This window comes from Pseudomonas sp. P105, assembly GCF_032614175.1.
Classification (GTDB): Bacteria; Pseudomonadota; Gammaproteobacteria; order Pseudomonadales; family Pseudomonadaceae; genus Aquipseudomonas; species Aquipseudomonas rhizophila.
The window spans coordinates 6,162,342-6,179,282 of record NZ_CP126693.1; the positions used below are offsets into that span (position 1 = coordinate 6,162,342).

The 16,941-nt window shown below is 61.1% G+C and carries 14 protein-coding genes; 6 read left to right on the top strand and 8 right to left on the bottom strand.

The genetic code is table 11. The annotated features are described in order from the left end of the window. Nucleotides 1-11: 11 nt before the first annotated feature. The 3 genes from QOM08_RS27755 to QOM08_RS27765 all read right to left on the bottom strand — a co-directional run bounded on the left by QOM08_RS27755 (nucleotide 12) and on the right by QOM08_RS27765 (nucleotide 5,046). A complete protein-coding gene (locus tag QOM08_RS27755) occupies nucleotides 12-2,045 on the bottom strand; it encodes an ABC transporter permease subunit (RefSeq protein WP_171061290.1) in 2,034 nt (677 codons plus the stop codon). A 466-nt stretch (nucleotides 2,046-2,511) separates the two neighbouring features. After that, nucleotides 2,512-3,516, bottom strand: a complete 1,005-nt coding sequence (locus tag QOM08_RS27760) for a phosphate ABC transporter substrate-binding protein PstS family protein (protein WP_047226721.1) — start codon at nucleotides 3,514-3,516, stop codon at nucleotides 2,512-2,514. 231 nt (nucleotides 3,517-3,747) lie between these two features. Then, the gene (locus QOM08_RS27765; protein WP_047226720.1) at nucleotides 3,748-5,046 is read right to left on the bottom strand and encodes an MFS transporter; all 1,299 of its coding nucleotides are present in this window, start codon (nucleotides 5,044-5,046) and stop codon (nucleotides 3,748-3,750) included. Nucleotides 5,047-5,408: 362 nt separating this feature from the next. Here QOM08_RS27765 and QOM08_RS27770 point away from each other — a divergent pair, with 362 nt between their 5' ends. Further along, a complete protein-coding gene (locus tag QOM08_RS27770) occupies nucleotides 5,409-5,813 on the top strand; it encodes an acyl-CoA thioesterase (RefSeq protein WP_003177184.1) in 405 nt (134 codons plus the stop codon). 57 nt (nucleotides 5,814-5,870) lie between these two features. After that, nucleotides 5,871-6,770, top strand: coding sequence for a D-hexose-6-phosphate mutarotase (locus tag QOM08_RS27775; RefSeq protein ID WP_316912364.1), 900 nt, complete (start codon nucleotides 5,871-5,873; stop codon nucleotides 6,768-6,770). A gap of 133 nt (nucleotides 6,771-6,903) precedes the next feature. Here the strand turns inward: QOM08_RS27775 and QOM08_RS27780 are convergent, their stop codons facing one another. The 5 genes from QOM08_RS27780 to QOM08_RS27800 form a co-directional block, all read right to left on the bottom strand. Continuing rightward, on the bottom strand, nucleotides 6,904-7,440 hold the full coding sequence (locus QOM08_RS27780; RefSeq protein WP_076383207.1) for a DUF3299 domain-containing protein: 537 nt from the start codon (nucleotides 7,438-7,440) through the stop codon (nucleotides 6,904-6,906). Between the two features lie 87 nt (nucleotides 7,441-7,527). Beyond that, the gene (locus QOM08_RS27785) at nucleotides 7,528-7,773 is read right to left on the bottom strand and encodes a GlsB/YeaQ/YmgE family stress response membrane protein (protein WP_039593587.1); all 246 of its coding nucleotides are present in this window, start codon (nucleotides 7,771-7,773) and stop codon (nucleotides 7,528-7,530) included. A 103-nt stretch (nucleotides 7,774-7,876) separates the two neighbouring features. Further along, nucleotides 7,877-8,962: a 5-(carboxyamino)imidazole ribonucleotide synthase gene (locus QOM08_RS27790; protein ID WP_047226717.1), complete on the bottom strand. Its 1,086-nt coding sequence runs from the start codon at nucleotides 8,960-8,962 to the stop codon at nucleotides 7,877-7,879. A 12-nt stretch (nucleotides 8,963-8,974) separates the two neighbouring features. Next, entirely contained in the window at nucleotides 8,975-9,466 is a 492-nt protein-coding gene (gene purE, locus QOM08_RS27795) for a 5-(carboxyamino)imidazole ribonucleotide mutase (RefSeq protein ID WP_003196369.1), read from the bottom strand. A gap of 335 nt (nucleotides 9,467-9,801) precedes the next feature. Further along, the gene (locus QOM08_RS27800; RefSeq protein WP_047226716.1) at nucleotides 9,802-10,719 is read right to left on the bottom strand and encodes a LysR substrate-binding domain-containing protein; all 918 of its coding nucleotides are present in this window, start codon (nucleotides 10,717-10,719) and stop codon (nucleotides 9,802-9,804) included. Nucleotides 10,720-10,900: 181 nt separating this feature from the next. On the opposite strand from QOM08_RS27800, the gene aspA reads away from it, so the two are divergent. From aspA to QOM08_RS27820, 4 genes are all read left to right on the top strand, one after another. Further along, nucleotides 10,901-12,325 (top strand): aspartate ammonia-lyase, encoded by a 1,425-nt coding sequence (gene aspA / locus QOM08_RS27805; RefSeq protein WP_025216214.1) that lies wholly within the window; start codon nucleotides 10,901-10,903, stop codon nucleotides 12,323-12,325. 492 nt (nucleotides 12,326-12,817) lie between these two features. After that, nucleotides 12,818-14,269, top strand: a complete 1,452-nt coding sequence (locus QOM08_RS27810; protein ID WP_188251873.1) for an alanine/glycine:cation symporter family protein — start codon at nucleotides 12,818-12,820, stop codon at nucleotides 14,267-14,269. Nucleotides 14,270-14,398: 129 nt separating this feature from the next. Beyond that, nucleotides 14,399-15,403: an asparaginase gene (locus QOM08_RS27815; protein ID WP_139048659.1), complete on the top strand. Its 1,005-nt coding sequence runs from the start codon at nucleotides 14,399-14,401 to the stop codon at nucleotides 15,401-15,403. A 182-nt stretch (nucleotides 15,404-15,585) separates the two neighbouring features. Further along, the gene (locus tag QOM08_RS27820) at nucleotides 15,586-16,578 is read left to right on the top strand and encodes an AraC family transcriptional regulator (protein WP_188251874.1); all 993 of its coding nucleotides are present in this window, start codon (nucleotides 15,586-15,588) and stop codon (nucleotides 16,576-16,578) included. The last annotated feature ends 363 nt before the right edge of the window (nucleotides 16,579-16,941 follow it).

Genomic DNA, 16,941 nt, shown 5'->3' on the forward strand with positions numbered 1-16,941 from the left:
TTCTACCTTTCTTAAAGCGACGAATATTTCTTGCGCAGACGCTGACGGATCAGCTCGGCGAGGGTGTTCATGATGAAGGTGAACAGCAGCAGCACCAGCGCCGACAGGAACAGCACGCGGTAATGGCTGCCGCCGACTTCCGACTCAGGCATTTCCACCGCCACGTTGGCCGCCAGGGTGCGCAGACCTTCGAACAGGTTCATTTCCATGACCGGCGTGTTACCGGTGGCCATCAGCACGATCATGGTTTCACCGACCGCACGGCCCATGCCGATCATCAGCGCCGAGAAGATGCCGGGGCTGGCGGTGAGAATCACCACGCGGGTCATGGTCTGCCACGGCGTGGCACCGAGGGCCAGCGAGCCCAGGGTCAGGCCACGCGGCACACTGAACACGGCGTCTTCAGCGATGGAGTAGATGTTCGGGATGACCGCAAAACCCATCGCCAGGCCGACTACCAGGGCGTTGCGCTGGTCGTAGGTGATGCCCAGATCATGGGAGATCCACATGCGCATGTCGCCACCGAAGAACCAGGCTTCCATGTACGGGCTCATGTACAGCGAGAGCCAGCCCACGAACAGGATCACCGGGATCAGCATCGCGCTTTCCCAGCCCTCTGGCACCTTCAGGCGCACGGACTCAGGCAAGCGGCTGAAGACGAAACCGGCCACCAGGATGCCAACGGGCAACAACATCAGCAGGCTGAAGATACCTGGCAGGTGCCCTTCGACGTAGGGCGCCAGGAACAGGCCGGCGAAGAAACCGAGGATCACCGTCGGCATCGCTTCCATCAGTTCGATCACCGGCTTGACCTTGCGGCGCATGCCCGGGGCCATGAAGTACGCGGTGTAGATCGCGGCAGCAATCGCCAGCGGCGCAGCCAGCAGCATCGCGTAGAACGCCGCTTTCAGGGTGCCGAAGGTCAGCGGCGAAAGGCTCATCTTGGGTTCGAAATCGGTGTTGGCCGCAGTCGATTGCCAGACGTATTTAGGCTCGTCGTAGTTTTCGTACCAGACCTTGCCCCACAACGCGCTCCACGAGACTTCCGGGTGCGGGTTATCCAGCAGCAACGGTTGCAACTTGCCGCCTTGCTCCACGATCAGACGGTTGGCCCGAGGTGACATGCCGAACAGGCCCTGGCCGTCGACCACCTGGTCCACCAGCAAGGTGCGGTGAGCGGTACTGTGGAACACGCCGAGTTTGCCGGAAGCGTCCAAGGCCACGAAACCTTTACGCCGTTCCTCGGCGGTGATCTCAACGATCGGCGCAGTGCCCATCTGGAACGTACGAATCTGTTTCAGGCGTTGCTCACCGTCCGCATCGCGGGCCATGAACCACTGAGCCAGGCCACCTGTGGAGTCACCAATGATCAGGGAAATCCCGCCTACCAATTGGGTGCTGGCGGTGACCTGGGCGTCGCCGTTCTCAAGCAGCTTGTAGCGACCGTTGAGGCTCTTTTCCCGCAGGCTGAACACATCGGCCTGGGCACGCCCGTTGACCACATACAGCCATTGCTGACGCGGGTCGACGAAGATGTTTTTGACCGGCTCGGTCATCTGCGGCAGATCGATACGCGTCTGCTCGCTGGTGACTTCACCGGTCATCATGTTTTCTTCGCTGGTGATCGACAGCACCTGCAGTTGCGCGCCCGTGGAACCGGCGAGCAACAGGGTCGAATCAGTGGCGTTGAGCGATACGTGCTCCAGCGGCGCGCCCTGCTCGTTGAGCACAATCGGCGTTTCGCCGTACGGGTACTCGATGGCCGGCGAAATAGTTTTCTTGCCGTCCGGATAGCTGACTTTATAGGTATGACGCACCACCAGTGCCTGGCCGTTGGACAGACCGATCACCACCAGCGGGCTGCCGGGTTGGTCTTCGCCGATGGAGGTCACGCTGGCACCCGCCGGCACCGGCAGGTCGACACGACGCAGCTCTGCCCCGGTGTCTACATCAAAGAACAGCGCCTGGCCCTTGTCGGAAATCCGCATCGCCACCTGGTTCTGCTCTTCGATGGCGATCATCAGCGGTTTGCCGGCGTCCTGCATCCAGGCAGGAGTAATCGAGTCCTTGGAGGTCAGGTCCGCGCCCTGGAACAGCGGGAGGACCACATACGCCAGGAAGAAGAAAATCAGGGTAATGGCCGCCAGCACGGCGAGCCCGCCGACCAGAACGTACCAGCGGGTCAGGCGATCCTTGAGCGCGCGGATGCGGCGCTTGCGTTGCAGTTCAGGCGTATTGAAGTCAATGCGCTTGGGAGGGGAAGTCGTAGTCATTGTGGAATTGGCCAGATCATTCATGCGCACACCCTAGCGATCCTGTATGACAGAAAGATGACAATGCAGTGACGCAACAAATCCGCCGCCCGTGAATACCGGCAGCGGACAGAAATTGGGGTGTGGGGGGCTTGCTCGGGATGGGGTCATCACATTCAAACCTCAATGTTGACTGACCTACCGCTATCGCGAGCTAGCTCGCCCCCACAAAAGCCCGGGTGTGGCCCGGGCTCAGGTATTACTTCTTGGCGACGTTGGAGCCTTCGCCTTCGGACAGACCCAGGTCAGCCAGGGCCTTGGCGGCAACCTTGGCTGGCAGTGGGATGTAGCCGTCCTTGACCACAACTTCCTGACCTTGCTTGGACAGAACCAGCTTCAGGAACTCAGCTTCCAGCGGGGCCAGAGGCTTGTTCGGAGCCTTGTTGATGTAAACGTAGAGGAAACGCGACAGTGGGTACTTGCCGTTCAGGGTGTTTTCTTCGGTGTCTTCGATGAACTCGCCGCCTTCTTTCTTGGCAAGAGCAACGGTTTTCACGCTGGCGGTCTTGTAGCCGATGCCCGAGTAGCCAACGCCGTTGAGCGAGCTGCTGATGGACTGTACAACCGACGCCGAACCAGGCTGTTCATTGACGTTGGACTTGTAGTCGCCTTTGCACAGGGCTTCTTCTTTGAAGTAGCCGTAGGTGCCGGATACCGAGTTACGACCGAACAGCTGGATTGGCTTGTTGGCCAGGTCACCGGTCACGCCCAGGTCACCCCAGGTCTTGACGTCAGCCTTGGCGCCGCACAGGCGGGTCGACGAGAAAATTGCATCGACCTGAGCCATGGTCAGGCCTTTGATCGGGTTGTCCTTGTGTACGAACACAGCCAGGGCGTCCACGGCCACTGGAACAGCAGTAGGCTTGTAACCGTATTTGGTTTCGAAGGCCTGCAGCTCGTTGTCCTTCATCTTGCGGCTCATCGGGCCCAGGTTGGAGGTGCCTTCGGTCAGAGCAGGTGGCGCAGTGGAAGAACCGGCGGCCTGAATCTGGATATTTACGTTCGGGTATTCTTTCTTGTAGTTCTCGGCCCACAGGGTCATCAGGTTGGCCAGAGTATCGGAGCCGACGCTGGACAGGTTGCCCGACACACCGGTGGTCTTGGTGTAGCTCGGGATGGCTGGGTCGACAGCGGCAACCGCGTGGGCGGTCGCAACGCCAGCGGCGACAAAGGTCATTGCCGTCATCAAACGCTTCAGTTTCATGCCTTACTCCTAGCAGATAGGTGTGTTAAGTCGGCCAAGTATCGGTAAGCCGTGTGAACACTCTATGGCTGAAATATGACAATTGGATGAAAGGCCATTATTGAGATTTAAAAGACGATCGAGCAGGCCCAATCGCGAGCAGGCTCGCTCCCACAGGGGATGTGCGGTGAACACAGAATCCAATGTGGGAGCGAGCCTGCTCGCGATGAAGTCAATACAGTCAATAACTGCTTAACGACCTTCCTTCCAGAGATACGCCCCCACCGCAATCCCGATACCGCAGATAACCGCCACGTAATAGGCCGGCCCCATCGGGCTTTCCTTGAGCAGCAGGGTGACGATCATCGGAGTCAGGCCGCCGAAGATTGCATAGGCCAGGTTGTAGGAGAACGATAGGCCGCTGAAGCGCACCACGGCCGGGAACGCCTTGACCATGACATAGGGCACCGCGCCGATGGTGCCCACCAGCAGCCCGCTCAGGGCATAGAGCGGAAACAGCCAGTCGGGGTGGTTGAACAGGCTGTGATAGAAGGTCCAGGAGGTGATCAACAGCAACGCGCTGCCGAACACGAACACTCGTCCGGCACCGAAGCGGTCCGCCAGCACGCCCGAGCCGATGCAGCCAAAGCTCAGGAATACGATCGCCAGGCTGTTGGCCTGCAACGCGGTGGTCGGGCTGAAGTGATACACCGTTTGCAGCACGGTCGGGGTCATCAGGATGATCACGATGATGCCGGCCGACAGCAGCCAGGTCAGCAACATCGAAAGGGCAATGGCGCCACGATGATCACGCAGCACCGCTCGCAGCGGTACTTCCGCAGCCAGGGCCTTGCGCAGTTGCAGCTCGGCGAATATCGGGGTTTCGTGCAGCCAACGGCGCAGGTACACCGAGAACAGGCCGAACACACCCCCCATCAGGAACGGAATCCGCCAGGCGTAATCCGCGACCTCCACCGGCGTATAGATGCTGTTGATGGCCGTGGCCACCAGCGAACCCAGCAAAATCCCCACGGTCAGGCCACACGTCAGCGTGCCGCAGGCGTAGCCGATGTGGCGCGCCGGAACGTGCTCGGAAACGAACACCCAGGCTCCCGGCACCTCACCACCAATGGCCGCGCCCTGGATCACGCGCATCAGCAACAGCAGAATCGGCGCCCACATGCCGATCTGGGCATAGGTCGGCAGCAACCCCATGATGAGGGTCGGCACGGCCATCATGAAAATGCTCAGGGTGAACATTTTCTTGCGTCCCAGCAGGTCACCGAAGTGAGCCATGATGATCCCGCCCAGCGGCCGGGCCAGATAACCGGCGGCAAAAATGCCGAACGTCTGCATCAAGCGCAGCCACTCAGGCATTTCGGCGGGGAAGAACAATTTGCCAACCACGGTGGCGAAGAACACGAAAATGATGAAATCGTAGAACTCCAACGCACCGCCCAAGGCAGAAAGCGACAGGGTCTTGTAATCGTTACGGGTCAACGGACGAGCCGATTGAACGGGTGTCGCCGTGCTCGAAGGCGCAGTGGTCATGGCAAGGGCTTCTCTTATAGTCAGTTCTGCAACCCCGGACAACGGTGGGCAGGCTCGGCACGATAGCAAATTGTTCAAAAAAGCACATAGAGGTGCGTAATTGACAGTCAAAATCGGAACCGGGTGGTCGTCTCGACGTCTATCGCTCGATATACTCGCAACCTTGCAACACTCTGTAAGGGGTTGCTGTGCGAAAACGTCGTTGGCGGCGTAGTAACCTGCCAGCCGGTTTCGCAGAGTTTCCCTTTGGCACGCCTTTACGAAAAACGTGACGAACGCATGTTCGGGCTGAATCGTTTTTTTCAAAGACGGCTATTCACCTGATACATAAGACAGAGTTACGGGTCAGAGGCACCCCCGGCATGATAGAGCTCGAACAGGAAGATCCAATCCCGCAAGGCGACCTGGCCCTGCAAATCACCGCGCTTCCCCGCGAAACCAACGGCTTTGGCGATATTTTCGGCGGCTGGCTGGTTTCCCAGATGGACCTGGCCGGCACGGCCATGGCCAGCAAAGTGGCCGGTGGACGCGTGGCCACCGTGGCGATCGATCGCATGGCGTTTCTGGTGCCGGTGGCCGTGGGTGCCCAGCTGTCTTTTTATACCCAGGCGCTGGAGATCGGCCGCAGTTCGATCCAGATGATGGTCGAGGTCTGGAGTGACGATCCGCTGTCCAGCGAATGGCGCAAGGTCACCGAGGCGGTGTTTGTGTTCGTCGCCATCGATGGCAGTGGCCGTACCCGCTCGGTTCCGCCGCGCGCCCGTTAAACACGGGGGCCGTTTTGCGGTCCATTGCAGTTCATGTTCCTGAGCGAGACTTGCAGTATGCCTACGCCCCATGTCGAAGCCGTCAAACTGGATGAACTGAACGGCTGGCGCATCCGCCACGGTCAGGCCGAGTTGCTGGTGGCCCAGCAAGGCGCGCACATCCTCAGCTATCAGGTCGACGGCCAGCCGCCGCTGATCTGGCTCAACGACCAGGCAACGTTCAAGGCGGGCAAGAGCATCCGTGCCGGGGTGCCGGTGTGCTGGCCGTGGTTCGGTAACCTGACGCGCAACCCCGACAGCGTGCAGGCCATGCGCGTGAGCAACGATCCGGCCACCGCTCACGGCCTGGTGCGGGCCATGGATTGGGAGCTCAAGGGCATCGAAGCCCAGGGCGAGAGCCTGAAAGTGGAATTCGTGCTGCCCTACCCCGAAAACGGCCTCTCGGGCTGGCCCCATCAGGTGGACCTGACGCTGACAATCGTGATGGACGAGCAGTTGCACATCCACCTCACCAGCCATAACCGCGGCAGCGAAACCGTCAGCCTGAGCCAGGCGCTGCACAGTTACTTCGCTGTCAGTGACGTGCGCAACGTGCATGTCGAAGGCGTGGATGGCTTGCGTTATATCGAAACACTGGACGACTGGAATACCGTGACCCAGGCCGGCGACCTGCACTTTGCCGGCGAGACTGATCGCATCTATCTCGATACCCCAGCGAAGCTGAGCATCGTTGACCCGCACTGGGAACGACGCATCGAACTGACCAGCAGCGGTTCACGCTCGGCGGTGATCTGGAACCCCTGGACCGAACGCGCCAAGGCCTTCAGCGACATGGCCGACGATGGCTGGCAGCGCATGCTGTGTATCGAGACGGCGAATGTGATGGACGATGTGGTATCGCTGTTGCCGCAGGCCAGTCATACCCTCGGGGTGAGCATCGGTAGCAAGCCGCTCTAAGCCACACCACAAAACTTTGTGGGAGCGAGCCTGCTCGCGATAGCGGACTGACCGTCAATATCGTTGAGACTGACCCACCGCTTCGCGAGCAGGCTCGCTCCCACATTGGGATTTGTATCAGGCCAGCCGGCCGTTACAGATCCGCCTCCTGCACCACCCTCACCTTTTCCGCTTCCAGCGCGTACGCCGCGCTGGCCAGGTCGTTGTCGACCTTTTCGATCTTCAGCGTGCCGGTCACCCAGAGCGGTGTGTAGATGTCGTCCAGCTTCAAACCCTTGGGATAGCGCACCAGTACCAGTTGATTGGGCGGTGGTGGCGGGACGTGAATGCAGGCGCCGGGGTAAGGCACCAGGAAGAACAGCGTGCTGCGGCCCTTGGCGTCGGACTCCAGCGGCACCGGGTAGCCGCCCAGGCGGATATGCCGGTCGTTCATCGACGCCACGGTCTTGCTCGAATACATGACCGCCGGTAAGCCCTTGCTTTGTTTCAAGCCACCTTTTTCGGTGAAGGTGCCGCTGGCTTCGGGGGTGTTGTGGTCAATCTCGGGCATGGCCTCGAGAGCTTTCTGGTCCGACTTGGGCATCAGTTCGAGCCAGTCGGTTTCCGGCAGTTCGGCGGCGTGGGCCAGGCCGCTGCCCAGCAGAAGGAGGGTCAAGACTAAACGGCGCATGAATGGGCTCGGCAATAAGTAGGAAGTGCGACGCCGGGCATTCTAGCCCTCCCTGCGCGCCAACGCAGAGGGGGCTTTGTCACAGAATCAGTTTCGTTTGATCAGACCGTAGATCACCAGCAACACCACCGCGCCCACCAGGGCACCGATGAAACCGGCGCCTTCGCCAGCCTGGTAGATGCCCAGGGCCTGGCCGCCGTAAGTGGCTGCCAACGAACCGCCGATACCGAGCAGGATGGTCATGATCCAGCCCATGCTGTCATCGCCTGGTTTCAGGAAGCGCGCCAGCAGGCCCACGATCAAGCCGATAAAGATGGTTCCAATGATTCCCATGGCATTTCCCTCTGAGGTAAGTCGCTAGACCAAAGCCCGTTCGGGCTTTGGCACCTAGCCATCAGAGAAGTTAGCCGACCAATGGTTCCACCGACACTGAAGACTATTGTTCGGCGATCAGTGTCTCGACCTTGATGATCTGCTGGGCCAGCGTGGCCCGGTCAGCGCAGCGCAGGTTGGCGTGACCGACCTTGCGCCCGGCCTTGAACGCCTTGCCATAGTGATGCAGGTGGCAATCGGCAATCGCCAGGACTTTCTCGCTGTCCGGCACCTTGCCGATGAAGTTGAGCATCGCGCTTTCGCCGACTTTGGCGGTCGAGCCCAGCGGCAGCCCGGCCACCGCCCGCAGGTGGTTTTCAAACTGGCTGCATTCGGCGCCTTCGGTGGTCCAGTGCCCGGAGTTGTGCACGCGCGGGGCGATTTCATTGGCCTTGAGGCCGCCGTCCACTTCAAAGAACTCGAACGCCATCACGCCGACATAGTCCAGTTGCTTGAGCACACGGCTGGAGTAGTCCTCGGCCAGGGCCTGCAGCGGATGATCGGTGCTGGCAACGGACAGCTTGAGAATGCCGTCCTTGTGGGTGTTGTGCACCAGCGGATAGAAACGGATTTCCCCGTCGCGAGCCCGCACGGCGATCAACGAGACTTCCCCAGTGAACGGTACAAAACCTTCCAGCAGGCAGGCCACGCTGCCCAGCTCGGCGAACGTGCCGGCCACATCCTCAGGATTGCGCAGGACTTTCTGGCCCTTGCCGTCGTAGCCCAGGGTGCGAGTCTTGAGGACCGCCGGCAGACCGATGGAGGCAACGGCGGCCTCCAGGTCGGCCTGGGACTGGATGTCAGCGAACGCGGGTGTAGGGATGCCCAGGTCCTTGAACATGTTCTTTTCGAACCAGCGGTCGCGGGCGATGCGCAAGGCTTCGGCACTCGGGTAGACCGGGACGAACTGGGACAGGAAGGCAACGGTTTCGGCCGGGACGCTCTCGAACTCGAAGGTCACCAGATCGACTTCATCGGCCAGTTGGCGCAGATGGTCCTGATCACCGTAGTCGGCCCGCAGATGTTCACCCAGCGCGCTGGCGCAGGCGTCCGGCGCCGGATCGAGGAAAGCGAAGTTCATTCCCAGCGGCGTTCCCGCCAGGGCCAACATGCGACCCAACTGGCCGCCACCGATTACACCGATCTTCATTCGTCAACCACCTCAGGCAATGCGTGGGTCTGGATTGTCCAGGACGCTGTCTGTCTGCTCAGCACGGAATTTTTTCAGCACGGTATGAAATTGTGGGTGCTTGGCGCCCAGGATGCTCGCCGACAGCAGGGCCGCGTTGATCGCACCGGCCTTGCCGATGGCCAGGGTCGCGACCGGAATGCCGGCCGGCATCTGCACGATCGACAGCAGAGAATCGACGCCCGAGAGCATCGACGACTGCACCGGCACGCCCAGCACCGGCAGGTGAGTCTTGGCCGCACACATGCCTGGCAGGTGGGCCGCGCCACCGGCACCGGCGATGATCACCTCGATGCCACGCGCCTCAGCCTCTTCGGCGTACTGGAACAGCAGGTCCGGGGTGCGGTGGGCGGAGACCACTTTCACCTCGTAAGGGATGCCGAGCTTTTCCAGCATATCGGCGGTGTGGCTAAGGGTGGACCAATCGGACTTGGAGCCCATGATCACGCCAACCAGTGCACTCATCGTCGTGCCTCTTCTCTCTGGGCGCCCGCAGGCGCGTCAAAAAACAACAAGCCACGCAGGAAACCGGCGTGGCTTGTTGTACGAATTATGGCCGATCTGGACCGGCCGAAGGCCGCGCAGTATACCTCAATGAAATAGATAAACAGCCCCTGTCGCGACCATCTGTCATTTGTGGTTAAACGGCGGTTTTATTGACTCTCAGGTCAGCGAAAAAGCACCACAATGCCCCTGTGGGAACGAGCCTGCTCGCGATAGCGGACTGACATTTAACATCATCGTTGCCTGACACACCGCTATCGCGAGCAAGCTCGCTCCGACAGAAGATCTTCGTGGTATCAGGTGCCAGTCACGCCTTGCGCCGCGCCGCCCTCGAGCTTGCGCCACAACAAGCGCACGTTGGCCTTGCGCACCAGCGCGCAGCGGTACAGGCGGATTTCCAGGGGCACGTGCCATTGCGCGCCGCCGCAGACCACCAGTTCGCCCCGGGCCAGTTCGGCACGCACGCTCAGTTGTGGCACCCAGGCGATACCCAGGCCCTCCAGCGCCATGCTTTTGAGGCTGTCGGCCATGGCCGTTTCGTAAACCGTGGTGAAACGCAGGGCCCGCTGGCGCAGCAACTGGTTCACCGAGCGTCCGAGAAATGCACCGGCGCTATAGGCCAGCAAGGGCACGCTGGCCTCGCCTTCAAGGTCGAACAGCGGTTTGCCCTCAGCATCGGCGGCACACACCGGCAGCATTTCGGTCTGGCCCAAGTGCAGCGAGGGGAAAATCTCCGGGTCCATTTGCATGGCCGAATCCGGGTCATAGAAGGCCAGCATCAGATCGCAACCCCCTTCACGCAACGCATGCACGGCGTCGCCGACGTTGGTCGCCACCAGCCGCGTGGCGATGTTCAAGCCTTCGTTGCGCAGTTGTGCGATCCAGCGCGGGAAGAAGCCCAACGCCAGGGAGTGCGCGGCCGCCACTTGCATCACCTCGCCCTGCCCGCCTTCCAGATGGTGCAGATGACGCAGCACTTCACCCAGTTGCTCGACCACGGTACGCGCCGTCACCAGGAACAACTGCCCCGCTGCTGTCAGTTCGATCGGTGTGCGAGAGCGGTTGACCAGGGTCAGCCCCAGCGCCGCTTCGAGGCTGCGGATGCGTCGGCTGAAGGCCGGTTGCGTCACGAAGCGCCGTTCGGCCGCCTGGGAAAAACTGCGAGTCGCGGCCAGGGCACTGAAGTCCTCGAGCCATTTGCTTTCTAGATTCATCACGTCCTCCCAAGGCACGCACCAAAACAGGTCACACGCTCGCCGTACCGTCGGCGTCACACCCGCATTATGCCGAATGTGCATAGGGCAGTGTTTAACAGCATTGGCCCTAATTTTTCTGAAAGCCTAGGATTCACAGCGTTCCGGCTCAGACCGGGTCCTTATCGAGATGATTTCTATCATGTCTTCCGCTGCATCATTCCGCACAGAAAAAGACCTGCTTGGCGTACTTGAAGTACCGGCGCAAGCGTATTACGGCATCCAGACCCTGCGAGCGGTGAACAACTTCCGTCTCTCCGGCGTCCCGATCTCGCATTACCCCAAGCTGGTGGTCGGTCTGGCAATGGTCAAACAGGCCGCCGCTGATGCCAACCGCGAGCTGGGCCAACTCAGCGAAGCCAAGCACGCCGCTATCAGCGAAGCCTGTGCACGACTGATCCGCGGCGATTTCCACGAAGAGTTCGTGGTGGACATGATCCAGGGCGGCGCTGGCACTTCAACCAACATGAATGCCAACGAAGTCATCGCCAACATTGCGTTGGAGGCCATGGGCCACAACAAAGGCGAATACCAGTACCTGCACCCCAACAACGACGTGAACATGGCGCAGTCCACCAACGACGCCTATCCGACCGCGATTCGCCTGGGTCTGCTGTTGGGTCACGACGCGTTGCTGGCCAGCCTCGACAGCCTGATCCAAGCCTTTGCCGCCAAGGGTGAAGAGTTCAGCCACGTCCTGAAAATGGGCCGCACCCAACTGCAGGACGCTGTGCCGATGACCCTCGGCCAGGAATTCCGCGCCTTCGCCACCACCCTGAGCGAAGACCTGGCACGCCTCAAAACCCTGGCGCCTGAACTGCTCACCGAAGTAAACCTGGGCGGCACCGCCATCGGCACCGGCATCAACGCCGATCCGCGCTATCAGGCCCTGGCCGTGCAGCGCCTGGCAACCATCAGCGGACAGCCGCTGGTACCGGCCGCCGACCTGATCGAAGCCACGTCCGACATGGGTGCCTTCGTACTGTTCTCCGGCATGCTCAAGCGCACCGCGGTCAAGCTGTCGAAGATCTGCAACGACCTGCGCCTGCTGTCCAGCGGTCCTCGCACCGGCATCAACGAGATCAACCTGCCGGCTCGCCAGCCAGGCAGCTCGATCATGCCGGGCAAGGTCAACCCGGTAATCCCCGAAGCAGTCAACCAGGTAGCGTTCCAGATCATCGGCAACGACCTGGCCCTGACCATCGCGGCCGAAGGCGGGCAACTGCAATTGAACGTGATGGAGCCGTTGATCGCCTTCAAGATCTTCGACTCGATCCGCCTGCTGCAACGGGCCATGGACATGCTGCGCGAACACTGCATCGTCGGCATCACCGCCAACGAAGCGCGCTGCCGCGAACTGGTCGAGCACTCGATCGGCCTGGTCACCGCCCTGAACCCGTACATCGGCTATGAAAATGCCACCCGTATCGCCCGTGTTGCGCTGGAAAGCGGCCGCGGCGTACTGGAACTGGTGCGCGAAGAAGGCTTGCTCGACGACGCCATGCTCGACGACATCCTGCGCCCCGAAAACATGATTGCTCCGCGTCTCGTCCCGCTGAAGGCGTGATCGACGCAATGACTGCTCACCAGGTCGAGGGACTAGACACCTCTCACCTTTTGAGGGCTTGGGGATTTATTCCCCAAGCCCTTTTTTTTAACTGATAGCTACAAACGCTTAGAGAACCTGTAGGAGCGAGCCTGCTCGCGATAAACGATGACGCGCTGCCGTTTGAAAAAACCGCGTCGCCAACCATCGCGAGCAGGCTCGCTCCCACAAGAACCTGACCGCGAGGCCAGGTGATTCAAAGGTCCGTTTCGTCGCACGCACCACAATCGTGCAGACGGGCGCCGCACTGGTAGGTATAGTGCCGCCCCTCTTCGCGTGAGCGGTCGTCAGAAACGAGACCCCCAACACATGCGAAAACCGAACTAATAACAAACCCGCAATATGGACCGGGACGAAACATCGCCTCACCTGTCGTGCCGCGCGCCGGCCGATGTAACACGATGTTTCCAAATGGCCAGCATTTGCTTAAACAAAAAACAGCGAGGAATACTCATGCTCGAAGTCATCAACGACTTCCTCTCAGGGAAAGTGCTGATCGTGCTCATTGTCGGGCTCGGTAGCTACTTCACGATCCGCTCGCGTTTCGTCCAGTTCCGCCACTTCTTTCACATGTTCGCGGTATTCCGTGACAGCCTCAAAAGCAGCGCCGGCCAGCTCAGTTCCTTCCAGGCCCTGATGCTCAGCCTGGCCGGTCGTGTCGGCGCGGGCAACATCGCCGGTGTCGGCATCGCCGTCACCCTCGGCGGGCCCGGCGCGGTGTTCTGGATGTGGGTGACCGCGCTGGTCGGCATGTCCAGCAGCTTCTTCGAATGTTCCCTCGGCCAGCTCTACAAGCGCTGCGACGCCGAAGGCCAGTTCCGTGGTGGCCCGTCCTATTACATCCAGCACGGCCTGCAGAAGCGCTGGCTGGGCATGATCATGGCGTTCCTGCTGCTGATCACCTTCGGCTTCGCCTTCAACGGCCTGCAAGCCCATGCCGTGACTCACTCGCTGAACAACGCTTTCGGTTTCGACACCACCTACACAGGCATTGGCCTGGCGGTGCTGTTGGGCCTGGTGTTCATCGGTGGGATCAAGCGCATCGCCAAGGTCGCTGACCTGCTGGTGCCGGTCAAAACCCTGGCGTACATCGGCGTCACCCTCTACGTGATCGTGCTGCAGTTCGATCAGGTGCCGGCCATGCTGACCACCATCGTCAAAAGCGCCTTCGGCCTTGACCAGGCCTTTGGCGGCCTGATCGGCAGCGCCATCGTCATGGGCGTCAAGCGTGGCGTGTTCGCCAACGAAGCGGGCCTGGGCAGTGCGCCAAACGTCGCCGCCGTGGCCTCGGTCGAGCACCCGGTGGCTCAGGGTGTGATTCAGGCGTTCAGCGTGTTCCTCGACACCTTTCTGATCTGCACCTGCACCGCGCTGCTGATCCTGCTGTCGGGCTTCTACACCCCGGGCTTCGAAGGTGACGGTATTGCCCTGACCCAGAACTCCCTCGCCGCCGTGGTGGGTGACTGGGGGCGGGTATTCATCTCCGTGGCCCTGTCGCTGTTCGTGTTTACCTCGATCCTCTACAACTACTACCTGGGCGAGAACAACCTGCGCTTCATGGTCGGCGAAAACCGCAAGGTGCTGATCGGCTACCGCACCCTGGTACTGGTGTTGATCTTTTGGGGTGCCATCGAGAACCTCGGCACCGTGTTCGCCTTCGCCGACATCACCATGACCCTGCTGGCGTTCGTGAACCTGATCGCGCTGTTCCTGCTGTTCAAGGTCGGCATGCGCATCCTGCGTGACTACGATGACCAGCGTTCGGCCGGCATCAAGGTTCCGGTTTTCGATTCCAGCAAGTTCCCGGACCTGGATCTGGACCGCAGGGCCTGGCCAGCCAACCCTTCGGCACCGGTAGCCGCGCCTGGAAAGGCTCCGGCAGGCGTGGCCGCCGCGCAACGCTGATCGGTAGGCTGTTGGAAAAACCGGGCGCACCCTCTGCGCCCGGCGTGACACAGCGTAAGGTCGGCGTCATGCTCGACCTTATGTTGTGACAGCCCGATGAGCTGTCGCTTTCGTCCTCGGAGAACACCCATGAATTTCTCGACCTACCCTGCCGCCCAGCACGTCATGGTGCTCTACACCGGTGGCACCATCGGCATGCAGGCCAGCGCCCATGGCCTGGCCCCGGCATCCGGTTTCGAAGCACGGATGCGCGATTACCTGCACAGCCAACCCGAACTCGTCATCCCGCAATGGCGTTTCCGGGAAATGTCGCCGCTGATCGACAGCGCCAATATGACCCCGGCCTACTGGCAGCAACTGCGCGAAGCCGTGGTCGATGCAGTGGATGTACAGGGCTGCGACAGCGTGTTGATCCTGCACGGCACCGATACGCTGGCCTACAGCGCGGCCGCCATGAGCTTCCAGTTACTCGGCCTGCATGCGCGGGTGTGTTTCACCGGCTCCATGTTGCCCGCCGGCGTCACCGACAGCGATGCCTGGGAAAACCTCAGTGGCGCGCTGGTCGCCCTCGGTCAGGGGCTGGCGCCGGGTGTGCATCTGTATTTCCACGGCGAGCTGTTGGCACCGACCCGTTGCGCCAAGGTGCGCAGCTTCGGTCGCCATCCGTTCAAACGCCTGGAGCGTCAGGGCGGTGGTATCAAGGCAACCTCGCTGCCGGCACAGCTCAATTACGACCAGCCCAAGCAACTGGCGAACGTCGCGGCGCTGCCGCTGTTTCCCGGCATCAGCGCCGAAATCCTCGATGGCCTGCTGGGCAGCGGCATCCAGGGCCTCGTGCTGGAATGCTACGGCAGCGGCACCGGCCCGAGCGACAACCCGGCCTTCCTAGCCAGCCTCGAGCGGGCGCGGGACAGCGGCGTGGTGGTCGTGGCCGTGACTCAATGCCATGAAGGTGGCGTCGAGCTGGACGTGTACGAGGCCGGCAGTCGCTTGCGTGGCGTCGGCGTGCTGTCCGGTGGCGGCATGACCCGTGAGGCGGCATTCGGCAAGTTGCAGGCGTTGATTGGCGCTGGGCTGCCGGTGGATGAGGTTCGGCGGCTGGTTGAGCTGGATCTGTGTGGCGAGTTGAGCTGACACCCGGCAAAACCTGTGGGAGCGAGCTTGCTCGCGATGGCTGACTTTCATTCAGCATCAATATTGAATGTTCCACCGCCATCGCGAGCAAGCTCGCTCCCACAGGGGTTCGCTCAAGCCTGGCAATCTTCGTTCGGCATACAACTTGCTCCATCTCCAGCCTCCCCCGGCCGGAAACGAACATGCTTCACTCCCACCTCACCACACTCAACGCCGTCTCCCTGGTACTCAATACCTTCAAGCACGAAGGCCTGCCCAGTGATGCATTGCTGACCGGCAGCGGCATCAGCGCGGCGGATCTGAGCCGGGCCGACACGCGCATCACCACCAATCAGGAGATGCAGGTCTGCGCCAATGCCGTGGCCCTCAAGCGCGACATCGGCCTTGAACTGGGCTTGCGCATGCACGTGTCGTCCTACGGGATGCTGGGGTATGCCCTACTCAGCAGTGCCACTTTGGGTGACGCTTTGCGTTTGGCGCTGCGCTATCCGGCGCTATTGGGAACACTCTTCGACCTGCACTTGGAAGAAGGCCATGAAACGGTCTGGCTCAGCGCCAGCGAATATCGGGAGAACCCCGCCCTGGCGGTGTTCAACGCCGAGTTCTGCATGGTTTCGCTAAAAGTCATCTGCAACGACCTGCTCGGCCAGACACTGCCTCTGCGCGCGGCGCGCTTCGAACATTCGGCGCCCGATTACCAGGCGCGCTACGCAGCGCTCTTCGACTGCCCGGTGCGTTTCGACAGCGTCGACAACGCGTTCGCCTTCGACCGTCACTGGCTGGAACAACCACTGCCCCTGGCCGACCCCATCACCCACCACGCCATGGCCGAACGCTGCCGTCGGCAGAACACCGAGTTCACCGGTCGCCAGGCCTGGCTGGGGCGGATTCGCCAGTTGCTCAGTGCACAATTGAACGCCGCTCCCGGCCTGGAAGGCTTGGCAGAACAGATGAACTGCTCGTCGCGCACCTTGCGTCGTCACCTCAAAAATATGGGCTGCAGCTATCAGGAACTGCTCGACGAACTGCGCTTCGAACGGGCCAAGCAGATGCTGTGCGAGGATAAATTGCCGATCTATCAGATTGCCGAAATGCTCGGCTTCAGCGAAACCGCCAGTTTTCGACATGCCTTTGTGCGCTGGAGTGGGGTGGCGCCGAGTCAGTTCAGGTCCTGAACCTTCGGTAATCGCCGCTTTCACGCACAACACCTATCCCCTGAGGGAGCAAGGCTTGCCCGCGATGGCGTCCGCTCAGACACATCCAGCGCCCTAAAAACTGACGCCAGATAGACCGCAACAACCGGTCTACGACGGCTGCGCCGCCGAGCGGGAGCAAGCTCCCTCGCCACGAATCGCAGAGCGACACGAAGCTCTGTTTACCCACCCGCCGTCACACTTCCACCAACCCACGCAACCCTGCGCAGTTGCCTACAACTACGCCAGAATCCGCCTGCTTGTGCGCCTTGCCCTCACCACCTATCGTCTCCCTGTCGCTGACACCAGCGAACGGGTTTGGCGGCCCGGTTGACGAAAGTTCCT

Bases quoted from the DNA above. Each gene is read 5' to 3' on its own strand.
- QOM08_RS27755 (WP_171061290.1), bottom strand. From the start codon at position 2,045: ATGCAGGACGCCGGCAAACCGCTGATGATCGCCATCGAAGAGCAGAAC.
- QOM08_RS27760 (WP_047226721.1), bottom strand. From the start codon at position 3,516: ATGAAACTGAAGCGTTTGATGACGGCAATGACCTTTGTCGCCGCTGGC.
- QOM08_RS27765 (WP_047226720.1), bottom strand. From the start codon at position 5,046: ATGACCACTGCGCCTTCGAGCACGGCGACACCCGTTCAATCGGCTCGT.
- QOM08_RS27770 (WP_003177184.1), top strand. From the start codon at position 5,409: ATGATAGAGCTCGAACAGGAAGATCCAATCCCGCAAGGCGACCTGGCC.
- QOM08_RS27775 (WP_316912364.1), top strand. From the start codon at position 5,871: ATGCCTACGCCCCATGTCGAAGCCGTCAAACTGGATGAACTGAACGGC.
- QOM08_RS27780 (WP_076383207.1), bottom strand. From the start codon at position 7,440: ATGCGCCGTTTAGTCTTGACCCTCCTTCTGCTGGGCAGCGGCCTGGCC.
- QOM08_RS27785 (WP_039593587.1), bottom strand. From the start codon at position 7,773: ATGGGAATCATTGGAACCATCTTTATCGGCTTGATCGTGGGCCTGCTG.
- QOM08_RS27790 (WP_047226717.1), bottom strand. From the start codon at position 8,962: ATGAAGATCGGTGTAATCGGTGGCGGCCAGTTGGGTCGCATGTTGGCC.
- purE (WP_003196369.1), bottom strand. From the start codon at position 9,466: ATGAGTGCACTGGTTGGCGTGATCATGGGCTCCAAGTCCGATTGGTCC.
- QOM08_RS27800 (WP_047226716.1), bottom strand. From the start codon at position 10,719: ATGAATCTAGAAAGCAAATGGCTCGAGGACTTCAGTGCCCTGGCCGCG.
- aspA (WP_025216214.1), top strand. From the start codon at position 10,901: ATGTCTTCCGCTGCATCATTCCGCACAGAAAAAGACCTGCTTGGCGTA.
- QOM08_RS27810 (WP_188251873.1), top strand. From the start codon at position 12,818: ATGCTCGAAGTCATCAACGACTTCCTCTCAGGGAAAGTGCTGATCGTG.
- QOM08_RS27815 (WP_139048659.1), top strand. From the start codon at position 14,399: ATGAATTTCTCGACCTACCCTGCCGCCCAGCACGTCATGGTGCTCTAC.
- QOM08_RS27820 (WP_188251874.1), top strand. From the start codon at position 15,586: ATGCTTCACTCCCACCTCACCACACTCAACGCCGTCTCCCTGGTACTC.